This is a genomic window from Streptomyces sp. NBC_00096 (assembly GCF_045041305.1).
Taxonomy (GTDB): Bacteria; Actinomycetota; Actinomycetes; order Streptomycetales; family Streptomycetaceae; genus Streptomyces.
The window spans coordinates 2,789,948-2,802,818 of sequence record NZ_CP108221.1 but is presented as its reverse complement, the minus strand read 5'-3'; the positions used below and the strand labels follow the sequence as shown (position 1 = coordinate 2,802,818).

At 73.2% G+C, this 12,871-nt stretch carries 11 protein-coding genes; 2 read left to right on the top strand and 9 right to left on the bottom strand.

The window, feature by feature from the left end; translation table 11 throughout:
• Positions 1–79: 79 nt before the first annotated feature.
• The 7 genes from OG904_RS12085 to OG904_RS12055 form a co-directional block, all read right to left on the bottom strand.
• Positions 80–697: a flavin reductase family protein gene (locus tag OG904_RS12085; protein ID WP_405497950.1), complete on the bottom strand. Its 618-nt coding sequence runs from the start codon at positions 695–697 to the stop codon at positions 80–82.
• 899 nt (positions 698–1,596) lie between these two features.
• Positions 1,597–2,682: a GlxA family transcriptional regulator gene (locus OG904_RS12080; protein WP_405490158.1), complete on the bottom strand. Its 1,086-nt coding sequence runs from the start codon at positions 2,680–2,682 to the stop codon at positions 1,597–1,599.
• A complete protein-coding gene (locus tag OG904_RS12075) occupies positions 2,670–3,314 on the bottom strand; it encodes an HD domain-containing protein (protein WP_405490156.1) in 645 nt (214 codons plus the stop codon). The genes OG904_RS12080 and OG904_RS12075 overlap by 13 nt, the downstream gene beginning before the upstream one ends.
• Before the next feature lie 145 nt (positions 3,315–3,459).
• On the bottom strand, positions 3,460–4,266 hold the full coding sequence (locus OG904_RS12070; protein ID WP_405490154.1) for an enoyl-CoA hydratase/isomerase family protein: 807 nt from the start codon (positions 4,264–4,266) through the stop codon (positions 3,460–3,462).
• 984 nt (positions 4,267–5,250) lie between these two features.
• Positions 5,251–7,485, bottom strand: a complete 2,235-nt coding sequence (locus OG904_RS12065; protein WP_405490152.1) for an acetate--CoA ligase family protein — start codon at positions 7,483–7,485, stop codon at positions 5,251–5,253.
• A gap of 313 nt (positions 7,486–7,798) precedes the next feature.
• Positions 7,799–8,011, bottom strand: coding sequence for a hypothetical protein (locus OG904_RS12060; RefSeq protein ID WP_405490150.1), 213 nt, complete (start codon positions 8,009–8,011; stop codon positions 7,799–7,801).
• A gap of 92 nt (positions 8,012–8,103) precedes the next feature.
• On the bottom strand, positions 8,104–9,411 hold the full coding sequence (locus tag OG904_RS12055) for a flavin-containing monooxygenase (protein ID WP_405490148.1): 1,308 nt from the start codon (positions 9,409–9,411) through the stop codon (positions 8,104–8,106).
• Between the two features lie 204 nt (positions 9,412–9,615).
• Here OG904_RS12055 and OG904_RS12050 point away from each other — a divergent pair, with 204 nt between their 5' ends.
• The gene (locus OG904_RS12050) at positions 9,616–10,050 is read left to right on the top strand and encodes a Zn-ribbon domain-containing OB-fold protein (RefSeq protein ID WP_405490146.1); all 435 of its coding nucleotides are present in this window, start codon (positions 9,616–9,618) and stop codon (positions 10,048–10,050) included.
• Between the two features lie 378 nt (positions 10,051–10,428).
• On the opposite strand, the gene OG904_RS12045 is transcribed toward OG904_RS12050, so the two are convergent.
• Positions 10,429–11,097, bottom strand: a complete 669-nt coding sequence (locus OG904_RS12045; protein ID WP_405490144.1) for a pyridoxal 5'-phosphate synthase — start codon at positions 11,095–11,097, stop codon at positions 10,429–10,431.
• A 114-nt stretch (positions 11,098–11,211) separates the two neighbouring features.
• Between OG904_RS12045 and OG904_RS12040 the strand changes: the two genes are divergently transcribed.
• Positions 11,212–11,718: a hypothetical protein gene (locus OG904_RS12040; protein ID WP_405490142.1), complete on the top strand. Its 507-nt coding sequence runs from the start codon at positions 11,212–11,214 to the stop codon at positions 11,716–11,718.
• 142 nt (positions 11,719–11,860) lie between these two features.
• Here OG904_RS12040 and OG904_RS12035 read toward each other — a convergent pair whose 3' ends face one another.
• Positions 11,861–12,796: a D-alanyl-D-alanine carboxypeptidase family protein gene (locus OG904_RS12035; protein WP_405490140.1), complete on the bottom strand. Its 936-nt coding sequence runs from the start codon at positions 12,794–12,796 to the stop codon at positions 11,861–11,863.
• Positions 12,797–12,871: the final 75 nt, after the last annotated feature.

Here is a 12,871-nt window from a genome sequence, read left to right as displayed (position 1 = left end):
TGAGGGCGGCGGGGTGAGGGCGGCCGGGTGGGGGCGCCGGGATGAGGGCGCCGGGTGGGGCGGCCTGGTGAGGGGGCCGTCAGTCGGAGAAGCGGCCGAAGCGGCCCTTGTGGAACAGCAGCGGGTCGCCCTCGCCGGCCGCGCCCATGGCTTCGACCTTGCCGACGACGATGAGGTGGTCCCCGCCCGTGTGCACGGCGTGGATCCGGCAGTCGATCCAGGCGGGCACCGCGTCGAGCTGCGGTGATCCGGTGGCGGGGGCCGGGGTGTGGGCGACTCCGGCGAACTTGTCGGCGCCGCTGATGGCGAAGGCCCGGCACAGCTCGCCCTGTTCGGCGCCGAGGATGTTCACGCAGAACACCCCGGCGCGCGCGATGCGGGGCCAGGTGGTCGACGTCCGGGCCACCATGAAGGTGACCAGCGGTGGGTCGAGGGAGAGTGAGGCGAAGGACTGGCAGGCGAAGCCGGCCGGGCCGTCCTCGTCCTCGCCGGGCGGGGCGGTGATGATCGTGACCCCGCTGGCGAAGTTCCCCAGTACCGCCCGGAATTCGGCGGGGCTGACGGGTACGCGTTCGTCCTCGCCCACGGCCCGCAGGTCGGGGCGGGGCAGTGCTTCGACGGGCTCGGCCCCGGGCTCCGCGGCGGCGGAGGTGGGGGAGCCGACTGACCTGAGGTATCGGACGACGGTGGCCGCCATCCCTGCGTGTCCCATCACATCCACGATTGAAGCTGACGGTGCGTCAGATGGGAAGGGGGGTGTAGGGTCTGCGTCAGTTGAACGTGTTCAATTGATGCCGAGGGGGGACCCGTCGTGTCCAACGACGTGCGTGCCGGGGTGCCGAACGACGTGCCGGACGAAGTGCGCGGCGACGTGCCCGCGGTGCCGCAGCGCCGACGCGAGTGGAGCGGCATCGCGCCGGGCGCGGAGACCGTCGCCGCGGGGCAGTTCCAGGCCGCGGCGGTGTTCTGGCAGCTGGTCTCCCTCACGGAGGAGCCCTACGGCCGGGGCTTCGGCGGCGGCATCGCGGTGCTCTTCTGGCTGGCCTTCATGTGCACCCTCCAGCCGGCGTTGATGTTCGGGTTGGGCTGGGTGCACAGCGCGCTGTTCACCACGCCGGTGATGGAACTCTCGAACGCCGCGGGCCTGCGCACCCGGATCCCCGCAGCCTGGTGGGCCCTGCCGGCGGTGGGCCTGCTCGCAGCCGGGTACGCCGCACCGCTGGCCCTGCTGAGCGGCAGCTCCTACCTCAGCACCTGGGGCTGGACGGCGGCCGCCGGGGTGCTTCCCGCGCTGGTGGCGGTGTACGCGCGGATGCGGCAGAAGACGAGGGCCTCGGTACGACGCTGGACCATCGGACCGGCGGTGATCGCGATGATCGCCGCCATCGTCGGCGCCTTCGCCTGGCCGCCCTACGAGCCGCCGGTCCTGGCGCACTCCGACTACATCGGCGTGTGGACCGGCGACGGCGTCCGGCTGGAACTCGACGCACAGGGCGCGGCGGTGGCGGGAGCACTGCCGGCGGAGCACCGCTGGGACGAGGAGGAGCACAGCTGCACGGGGCGCGGCACGTGGAAGTCGAGGGAGGCGAGCCGCTTCTACCGGGCGGGTGTCCTCCTCGACGTCCCGTCGTGCGCGGAGGCCTCGCTGGCCTGGGAAGTGGCCGGCACGGCGGACCACCCGGAGCTGTTCGTACTGCTCGGCGACCCCGACGACGGAGACGTCCGCGTACTGCGGAAGCGCGCCCGGTAGGCCGTCGGGGCGATGTCCAGGGCGTGCTGGAAGACGCGGCGCATCGTCTCGGCCGAGCCGAAGCCCGACCGCTCGGCCACCGTGTCCACGGGGTCGTCCCCGGCCTCCAGGAGCGCCTGGGCGGCTTCCAGACGGACGGACTCCACGTACTGCCCGGGGGTCATCCCGGTCTCGGCGCGGAAGAGCCGGGCCAGGTGTCGGCCGCTGACCCCGGCCTCGCGGGTGACCTCGTCGAGCGCGAGACGCGGATCGGCACCGATCGCGTCCATCACCACGCGCAGCACCGGATGCTTCGCCTCGCGCGGAGTCAGCCGGGCGCTGTACTGGGACTGGCCGCCGGGCCTGGCCATGAAGACGACCAGCTCCCGTGCGACCTCCCGGGCCGTGGCGGGCCCGTGGTCCGCCTCCACCAGGGACAGGGCCAGGTCGATGCCCGAGGTCACCCCGGCCGAGGTGATCACGTGCCCGTCCTGGACGAACACCGGATCCGCCTCCACCCGCACCCGCGGGTACGCCGCCGCGAGCTGCGCGGTGAGCCGCCAGTGCGTGACCGCGCGCCGCCCGTTGAGCACCCCCGTCTCGGCCAGGACGAAGGCTCCGGCGCACACCGAGGTGACCCGGCGCGAGCGGCGCACCAGCTCGGCGACCAGACTCGTCAGCGCCGGGTCGGCGACCGCCCGCCGCCAGTCGCTGCGCCCGGGGACGACGACCGTCCCGGGCCGGACCGGCAGGCTGCGGGGGCCGCCGTCCGCGCCGATGCGCACGCCCGAGGAGGTGATGACATCGGTGCCGGTCGGGGAAACGATCCGCACGTCGTAGTGGGCGCCGTAGGAGTTGGCGGTACTGAACACCTCGGCGGGACCCGTCACATCGAGCAGCTGCACGCCGTCGAAGGCGACGATGACGACGGGGTGCGCGGCTACTCGGCCCACGGGGAGTCCAGGACGAGGCGTACGAAGTCCCCGCGCTCGAAACCGGGCACGTGGTGGGCGAGGACGTCGGCCTTGATGTTCCCGAAGGCCGTTTCGGGCTTGGGGGCCACGCCCTCGGCGAAGGCCTCCAGGATGCGCTCCTTGAACCGGGGGCGCGGGTGCAGGGCGACCACCGCCTCGCGGTCGGCCCCGGCGAGGTCGTGGTAGCCGATGCCGGCGACGTCGTACGCCACGCCCGCCGTCACCAGCGCCACCTCGGGCTCCATGAACTCCGGGATGCCCGGGGTGGTGTGCAGGGCGATCGCCGTCCACACGCGGCGTACGGACTCCTCCGGCACCCGGTGCGACCGCAGGAACCGGCGGGCCTCGTCGGCGCCGTCCACCTCGAAGCGGCGGCCACTGGTGTGGAAGGGAGCGGTGAGACCCAGGTCGTGGAACATCGCGGCCACGTAGAGCAGCTCGGGGTCGAAATCGAGGCCGAGCCGGGCGCCCTGCAGGGCGCCGAGGAAGTACACGCGCCGGGAGTGGTCGTAGAGCAGCTCGCTCACGGCGTCCCGGACGAGCGCGGTCGCCTCCTTCGCCAGTCTCGAATCCGGTACCCGGACCGTGAGTGCGTGTGGCGTCGTGGTCATCTTCTCGTCCTCCCTGGAGCCGGTCCACCCCAGTCTTCGGGTCCCGTTCGCCTTCCCGCCATGGCCATCGCGCCATACATCCCACAGATACGGACACGGTACGTGGTGGGCCGCGGGAGTCGCGGGGGTCGCGGTGGGCCGCCGCCTACCTGCCGAGGTACTTCGGGGTGCGGCGCTCCACGAAGCTGGCGACGCCCTCGTTCGCGTCGGCCGTGGTCATGTTGAGTTCCTGGGCGGTGGCCTCGGCGGCGAGGGCCGTCGCCCGGTCGCTGTCCAGGGAGGCGTTGACCAGCTGCTTCGTCATGGCCAGGGCCCGGGTGGGGCCCTGCGCGAGCCGCTCCGCCCACTCCCGGGCGGTCTCCTCCAACGCCTCGGCGGGGACCACCTTGTTGACCAGCCCGAGGCGCTCGGCCTCGGCCGCCGGGAGGGCGTCGCCGAAGAACATCAGCTCCTTCGCCTTCTGCGGGCCGATCAGGCGGGGCAGGAGGTACGCGCCGCCGCCGTCGGGGACCAGGCCGCGGCGGACGAACACCTCGATGAACCGGGCCGGTTCGGCCGCGATGACCAGGTCGCAGGCGAGCGCGAGGTGGGCGCCGATGCCGGCCGCGGTGCCGTTCACGGCGGCGACGACCGGCTTCTCGCAGTCGAGCACCGCGGTGATCAGGCGCTGCGCGCCGAGCCGGATCATGCGGGCCACGTCGCCGGCCACGCGCTCCCCGGCGGGTGCGGCGGGTGCTCCGCGCAGGTCGGCGCCCGCGCAGAACCCCTTGCCGGTGGCGGTCACGACGACGGCCCGCACGGCGGGGTCGGCGGAGGCTTCGGCGAGCAGGGCGATGACGCGTTCGCGCTGGTCCCAGGTGACGGCGTTCATGGCCTCGGGCCGGTTGAGCGTGATCCAGGAAACGCCGTTGTCGATCCGGTGGAGGACTTCGTCCTCGGCGGTGCGGTTCATGGGGAACTCCGGTTGATGGGTGGGTGGGTGGGTGGGTGGGCGGGTGCGACACCGTCGCCGGGGACCAGCCCCCGGCCCCCCGCTCCTCAAACGCCGGAGGGGCTGAAAAGACCGCCTCAATCGCCGGCGGGGCTGCACTCCGACCGCCGTCGGCCCACACGTGACCGCAGACGGCTTGGAAGATCCGGCGGGCGGGTGGGTGGTTGCTCACGCTCGGAAATCCGGCGGGTGGGTGGTCGCGGGGGCTGGGAGATCTGGCGGGTCGTTGTCGGGGTTCTGGGGAATCCGGAGTGCAGGTGGTCGCCGGGGCTGGAAGATCCGGCGGGCGGGCGGGCGGGCGGGCGGATGGTTGCTGGGACTGGGGAATCCGGCTGGTGCGTGGTCGCCGGGGGGTCTGGGAAATCCGGAGTGCAGGTGATCGCCTGGGCTGGAAGATCCGGCGGGTTGGTGGTTGCTGGGGCTGGGGAATCCGGCTGGTGGGTGGTCGCCGGGGGGCTGGGGAATCCGGACGGTGGGTGGTCGCCGGGGGGTCTGGGAAATCCGGAGTGCAGGTGATCGCCTGGGCTGGAAGATCCGGCGGGTTGGTGGTTGCTGGGTCTGGAGAATTCGGCTGGTGGGTGGTCGCCGGGGTCTGGGGAATCCGGACGGCAGGTGGTAGCCCGGGGGCTGGAAAATCCAGCCCCTCCGGCGTTTGAGGAGCGGGGTCTGGGGCGGAGCCCCAGGGGGTCCGGGCGGAGTCCGGGGAACGGGGGAAGGGCGGGGCGGGGACAGGCCAGGCCCCGCAGGGGGCCCGGGCCCGGGCGGGGATCAGGGGGCCGCGGGGACGGCCCCGGGCCCGCCCGGGGTTCGGGGCCCTGAGGGTGCCCCGGGCCCTGAGGGTGCCCCGGGCCCTGAGGGTGCCCCGGGCCCTGAGGGTGCCCCGGGCCCTCAGGGTGCCCGTGGCCCCGGGCAGGGGCCGGGGCAGGGGGTGGTCACCCCCGGGGGCTAGCGGCAGATGGCCAGCGCGTCCAGGGCCACCGCCCCCTGGCCCCGCGGCAGGACCATCAGCGGGTTGATGTCCAGCTCCGAGAGCTCGTCGCCCAGTTCCATCGCCATCCGCTGGACCCGGAGGATGACCTCCACCAGCGCGTCCACATCCGCCGGCGGAGCCCCCCGCACCCCCTCCAGCAGCGCGTGCCCCCGCAGCTCACCGAGCATCGCCCTCGCCTGGTCCTCCCCGAACGGCGGCACCCTGACCGCCACGTCGTGCAGGACCTCCACCAGGACCCCGCCCAGCCCCACCGTCACCGTCGGACCGAACAGGTCGTCCTGCGTGACGCCGACGACCATCTCGACGCCCCGCTCCACCATCTGGCAGACGAGGATCCCGTCCAGCGGGACGTTCTCGTAGCGCGCGATGTCCGTCAACTCCCGGTAGGCGTCGCGGATCTGGCTCGCCGAGGTCAGGCCGATCTTCACCAGCCCCAGCTCCGTCTTGTGCGCGAGCTGCGGCCCCGAGGCCTTCATGACCACCGGGTACCCGACCAGCCCGGCCGCCCGTACGGCGGCTGCCGCGCTGGTCACCAGCTGCTCCCGTGGCACCCGTATCCCGTAGGCGCGCAGGAGCTGCTTCGCCGAGTGCTCGCTGAGCTGCTGCCCCGGTCGCATGAGGGCCTGGGCCTTGCGGAAGGAGGGCGAGGTGGTGCGCGGGGCGTCCTCGAAGGGGGAGCGGTAGGCGGCGGTGAAGCGGTGGTGGCCGAGGTAGGCGCGGACGGCGGTGATGCAGTTGCCGAAGGTGCGGAAGGTCGCGACCCGGGAGGACCCGAGGAGCGTGGTGCGGTAGGCCTCCTCGGTGCCGACCGGGGAGCCCCAGATGACGCAGATCAGCTTGTCGGTCTGCTCCGCCGCGTCCACCAGGTCCTGCGCGAGCTTGTCGCTCATGGGCGGGAAGGGGCCGGTGATCGGACAGATCAGGACGCCCACGGAGGGGTCGGCGAGGATCGCGTCGATGATCTTGCGGCCGCGCCAGTCGCCGACCGGGTGGCCGCCGTTGTCCACGGGGTTGGAGACGCCCAGGTACCCCGGGATCCACTGGTGCAGCTCGTCCTGCTTGGCCTGGGAGAGGGTGGGGATGCTGAGCCCCGCCTCGGTCGCCAGGTCGGAGAAGTGGGCGCCGGTTCCGCCGGAGATGGAGTACACGACGATCCCGTCGGCGAGCGGCTTGCGCGCCCGGGCCAGCAGGGCGGCGGTGTCCTGGAGCTCGTCGAGGCCGTCGACGCGGATCACGCCGAACTGCCGCATCGCGGCGTCCACGACGGTGTCCGCGCCGGTCAGCTTCCCGGTGTGGGAGGCGGCCATGCGGGCGCCGGTCTCGGTGCGGCCGACCTTGACGGCGACGACGGGAACACCGTTGCGGGCGGCCCGGTCGGCGGCCAGTAGGAACTGCCGGCCGTCCTTGAGGCCTTCCACGTAGCAGGCGATGGCCCCGACCTCGGGCTGCTCGGCGAAGTAGGAGATGAAATCGGAGGTCTCCAGGTCGGCCTCGTTGCCCGTCGGCGCCCAGTGGGAGAGGCGGATGCCCAGCTCCTGGAGGGTGTAGACGGGACGGCCCTGGTGACCGGACTGGGTGATCAGCGCGATGGCCGGGCCGTCGAGGTCGTCGCGGAACTTCTCGAAGGCGTTGAGGTTCGTGTTGGGGCCCAGCAGGCGCAGGCCCGACCGCTGTACGGCGGCGCCCAGGCGGGCCTGAGCGGCGGCACCCTCGTCACCGGTCTCGGCGAAGCCGGAGGCGAAGGCGACGGCGAACTTCACCTTGGCCTCGGCCAGCTGCTCCACGACGGGCAGCGGGTCGGCGACGAGGAGGACCGCGAGGTCCACCTGCTCGGGCAGGTCGGCCACGGAGGCGTGGCACGGCAGCCCGAAGACGCTGGTCCGGGTGGGGTGGACGGGGTGGAGCCGGGCACCCACGCGCTCGGCCCAGGCGATGAGCTGGCGGGTGATGCCGGTGTTCGGTCTGCCGTCGGCGTCCGAGGCGCCGATGACCGCCACGGACTCGGGCCGGAAGAACCGGTCCAGGTCGGGAGCGTCGGCGTGCAGGGGCCGACCGCTGACGTCCAGCGCGACCGTGTCCTCGGCGGACGGGGCCGCCGTGGAGTGGACGGCCGTCCTGGGGGTCTCCCCACAGGCCTCGACACGTGCGCGGAAGTCGGTGGTGAGGGTGCCGTGAGTAGATCCAAGCATCGTTCCGCCCGCTCCTGCTCGATGAACCTCGACGAATCTCAATAGCTGACGCGTAGTCAGATTACTGAACTGACGTGCCGTCAGGAACAGGGATGCGCAGGAAAGCTGGTGGAGGAGATGTGTGCAACGGTCCCGAACCACCCCGGAAGGGACCTCAGGCCACCCCGGCGGGGACCTCGGGTCACCCCCGGAGGGGGCCCTGGACCACCCCGGGAGGGTGCTGAACGACCACCCCCGGGCACGGTCTCAGGTCATCCGGGGCCCGGTCCAGACCACTATTCGGCCGAGGTCGGGAACCTTGCCGTCCGGTCCCCTACTGCATCAGCTCGAGGTGGGGGTGCTCGGGCGCCGCGGGGCAGACGTAGAGCTGCTGGTTGTGGCCGCCGGCGATCTGGACCGCGGTCGGTTGCCGCAGGTCGTCGGGGCTGTGGTCCTTGGAGGGCGCGACTGCTTGGTCCTCGTACGGGATCCAGTTGCGGCTGCTGCCGTTCCATTCGAACATGGCGATGGTCAGCAGCGGCTCCATCTCGGTGTCGCAGGCGGGGCAGGGGTGGGGGGAGGGGTCGGTGTAGCCCCAGGGGGCCGCAGGCTCGACCGGCAGGATCCGGAAGGGACGGCCTAGTCGCGGAGGTCGCGGGCGATCGCCTTGGCTATCTTCTCGGCGTCCAGGGCCAGTTCGCGGAACATGCCGCTGATGGGGTTGGTGAAACCGGTGAAGTAGAGGCCCGGGGTGCCGGTCGGGGTGCGGGCGCCGTGGACGTGGGGGCGGCCCCGGTCGTCCAGGACGCCGAGGTCGCCGACCAGGCCCTCCAGGGCGCGACGGTAGCCGGTGGCCGCGATCACCGCGTCCGGGGAGATCCGGGAGCCGTCCGCGAGGACCACCTCGGCCCCGTCGAAGGACTCGACGGCGGCCACGGGCTCCACGCGACCGGTCCGGATCGCGTCGATCAGCCCGACGTCCTGGACCGGGACCGCGCCCTGCTTGACCCTGCTGTACAGGCCGGTGGTGGGGCGCGGGAGCCCGTACGCCGACAGGTCCGGGACCGAGATCCTGCCGACGATCGCGCCGAGCCGGTCGACCAGCCGTACGGGGAGCCTGCGGACCAGGATCCCGGTGCGCTGGGCCGGCCAGCCCGCGGTGGAGCGGCGCAGGATGTGCGGGGCCGTGCGCACGGCGAGCCGGACCCGGGCGGCGCCGCCGTCGGCGAGGTCGACGGCTATCTCGGCGCCGGTGTTGCCCACGCCGACGACGAGCACGTCCTGGCCGGCGTAGGGGGTGGGGTTGCGGTACCCGGCGGCGTGCACGAGTGAGCCCGGGTAGCCGTCCCGGCCGGGCCAGTCGGGGATGACGGGGGTGTGGTTGAACCCGGTGGCGATCACGACCGCGCGGGCCGCCATGACGCGGCCGCCGGTGGCGTGCAGGGTCCAGCCGGGGGCGCGGGTGGTGTCCGGGCCGCTGGTGGAGTCGGGGCCGCCGGTGGTGTCCGGGCCGCCGGTGGTGTCCGGGCCGTTCTTGGCGTCGACGCCGTCTTTGGCGTCCTTGGCGTCCACGCCGTCCGTACCGCCCGCGTTGCCCGTGGCCGGTTCGATGCGGGTCACTTCGATGCCGGTGACGAGTTCCAGCTCGTGGAACTCGGCGTACTTCTCCAGGTACCGCACGACGTTCTCGCGCGCGACCCAGCGTCCGAAGCGGCGGGGCATGGCCAGGCCCGGGAGGGCGGAGAGCCGGCGGGTGGTGTGCAGGTGGAGGCGGTCGTAGTGCCGCCGCCAGGAGGCACCCACCGAATCGGACTTCTCCACGACCACCGCGCGGACCCCGCGGGCGCGCAGTGCGGCGGCGACGGCGAGGCCGCCGGGGCCGGCGCCGATCACGTAGACCGGGCGGGGCTGGGTGGACATGTCGGGTGCTGCGGGGACTCCGGGCATGAGGTGTGAGCGTATCGCCGTGCGGGGCCGGTGGGTCTCGGACGAGGAGGGAATCGATTGCGGATCGATCACGGGGGCCTTGTGGGATGGGGCGGGATCCGGTCAACTGACGGAGCGTCAGGTTGAGACGCGGGTTCGCGAGGGCGGTCCGGAAGGGTCCGGCGCGGCCCGGAAGGAACCGGAACGGTGATGAGGAGTGGTGTCGTGAGTGGTGGAGCCGGTACGGCAGCGCGGTTCGACCTGCCGGAGATCGACGATTTCACGCGGCCCTACTGGGACGCGGCGGCGGAGGGGCGGCTGCTGCTGCGGCGCTGCGGCGAGTGCGGGAAGGCGCACCACTACCCGCGGGAGTTCTGCCCGGCCTGCTGGGCGGGGGAGGATCGCGTGACCTGGGAGACGGCGAGCGGGCGGGCCACTCTGTACACGTGGTCGGTGATCCACCGCAACGACCTGCCGCCGTTCGGGGAGCGGGTCCCGTACGTGGCGGCGGTGGTGGACCTCGCGGAGGGGCCGCGGATGATGACCGAGGTCGTGGGCGCGGAGGGTGCGGAGCTGCGCGTGGGCATGGAGCTGGTGGTGACCTTCCGGGAGGCGGCGGAGGGTGTCTGGGTGGCGGTGTTCGCCCCACCGGAGGCCTGACGCTCCGTCGCCGTCGCCGTCGCCGTCGCCGTCGGCGCCCCGGTACCGGGGCGCCGTCCCCGCGGTGCGCCTCCGCGCCGACGGTGGGGCCGCCCCCCCGCCCCCCGGTCCGCGGCCATGTCGATGGTGCGGCGCCCCTGCCGGTGCGCGTCACGGGCGACGGTGCGGGCCCGCCTCGCCCGGTGCGCGTCAGGGGCGACGGCGCGGGGCTGCCCCTCCCTGTGCGGGTCGGGGCGGACGGTGCGGGCCCGCCTCTCCCGGTGCGCGTCAGGGGCGACGGCGCGGGGCTGCCCCTCCCTGTGCGGGTCGGGGCGGACGGTGCGGGCCCGCCTCTCCCGGTGCGGGTCACGGCCGACGGCGCGGGGCCCGCGGCGTGCCTCAGGGCCAGAGGAGGTGGCGGGTCCAGGGGGTGGTGGGGGTGCGGGTGTACTGGAGGCGGGTGTGGCGGCGGGTGGCGTCGCCCTGGAAGAACTCGACCTCGGTCGGGAAGAGCACGTACGCCGTCCACGTCGGTGCCGGGGCGTGCGGCTCCGCGCCCGCCCGCTCCCAGGACTCCGCCGAGACCCGGGCCAGCTCCTCCGGCGAGGACAGCACCTCGCTCTGCCGGCCCGTCAGCGCCGCCGCGAGCGCGCCGCGCGAGCGGACCGCCAGGTCGGCCCGGCTCTCCGCCGCGCCGCCGGCCGTGACCCGGCCCCGTACGCGGATCTGGCGGGCCACGGACGGCCAGTAGAAGCCCAGTGCCGCCTCCGGCTGCCCGGCCAGCTGCCGGCCCTTGGCGCTGGTGGAGTGGGAGGCGAAGTGCCAGCCGCGTTCGTCGGCGTCGTGCAGCATCAGCGTCCGTACGTCGGGTCGCCCGTCCGCGTCCACAGTCGCCAGGCTCATGGTGTGCGGCTCCGGCTGCCCCGCCTTGGCGGCGTGCGTGAACCACTCCCGGAAGAGCTCCAGGGGCTCGGCTGGCGCGGTGGCGGTGTCGAAGGAGGGCAGCGGGCCGTCCCAGACGCGCAGCGAGTGCAGGGTGGTGCGGAAGTCGTCGAGGTTGCTGGTCATTGCCCAATCGAACACCACGCGCCCGATCCGTTCCTATGATGTGCGTTCTTCACGTGAGTTCGTGTGTCCGTGTGTCCGTGTGTCCGTGTGCCGTGAGGGTGGGGAGACGCAGGAATGAAGAACGTCAAGAGCGCCGTACGAAGAGCCGTGGTGGCACTGGTGGTGGCCGGTGTCACGGTGGCCTGCGGGCCCGTGGCGGGGAGCGCCGGCCCGCCGGCCGTCCCGTCCGGCCCCACCTGGTCGAGCTCCGCGCCCGTCAGTTCGGCGCCGCCCACCAGCGCCGCGCCCAGCCCGTCGGCGGTCGTGACCCCGAGCCCGACCCCGACCCCGCCCCCGAGCCTGACGCCGACCTCCGCCCCGCCTCCGAGGGCGACGCCGAAGCCCGCCGATCCGAAGCCGGCCCCGGCCCCGAGCCGGACCACGGTGAAGCCCCAGGCCCCGGTCACCGAGGCCCCCGCGGAACCCCCGGGCGGGGCCTGCGAGATCGTCTCCAACGCAGGCAACTGCTACAACGCGGGCCAGTTCTGCCGCAAGGCCGACCTCGGGCGCTCCACCCATGCGGCGAACCGGCGGATCATCTACTGCCGGATGGACGGCAAGCAGCCCCGCTGGCAGTACTGAGGCAGTACGGAGGCAGCCCGGGCAGTCCGGGCAGCCGGACGCCCCGCCCGCCCGGCGAACCGGGCGGACGGGGCGTCATGGTGCACTCCGCGCGGACTCATCGCGCGATCACCGCGCACTCACCGCGCACTCACCGGGACCGTCAGTCGAGGACGTCCGGGATCGGCGTGGTGTTGCTGCGCTGGAGCGCGGGGGCGCCGGCGGCCGGGCCGAGGGCCCAGTCGGTCAGCTTGATCGCGTCCGCGTAGCGCTCCTCGTCGTTCAGCATGACGCCGATGACCGTCTTGCCGTTGCGGGTCACCGAGAAGACGAGGCACTTGCCCGCGGCCGTGCCCGTACCCGTCTTGACGCCGATGGCGCCCGGGGTCGTGTAGCCGGAGCCGGCCTGGAGCAGCAGGTTGCTGTTCGTCCACGTGGCGTCCGTGGAGGTGGCGCCGCTGCTGATCGACGTGGTCTTCACGAGCGTCCGGAACGTGTACGCCCCCATCGTGTACTTGGTGAGCTTCGCGAGGTCGCGCGGGGTGGTGAGGTTGTTGCCGGTCGGCGAGATGCCGTCGAAGGAGTCGTAGACCGTGTTGGTCATGCCGAGCGTCTTCGCCTTGGCGTTCATCTTCGCGATGAAGTCCGCCGTGCGGGCCGCCGTGGTCGCCCCCGAGCCGAAGGTGTCGGCGAGCGCGTAGGCCGCGTCGCAGCCCGAGGGCAGCATCAGCGCGTACAGCAGCTGGCGGACCGTGGGCGTGGCACCCGCCTTCAGGTGGGCCGAGCTCGCGCCCTCGCGGACGACGTAGTTCAGGTACTCCTGCTGGATCTTGACCTTCTTGTTGAGGTCGATCCCCGGCGTGGTGATCACGACGGCAGCCGTCATGATCTTGGTGGTGCTGGCCATCTGGCGCTTGGTGTTGCCCGACTTCGTGTAGAGCATCGTGCCGGTGGTGCCGTCCATCAGGAACGCACCGCGGGCGGTCACGGTCGGTGCGGGGGCGGCGGCCTCGGCCGGTGCCGCCACCGTGAGGAGGGCGCCCGTGGCGACGGTGATGGCGAGAGCGGCGCGAGAGCGCCGCAGCAGGTTCGATATCAAGTGTTGTCCCGTGATGGCTAGGAATCCCCGAAGGGGCGCGGAGACCGGAGCGTCCGCGCCCACCGGGAGCTTACG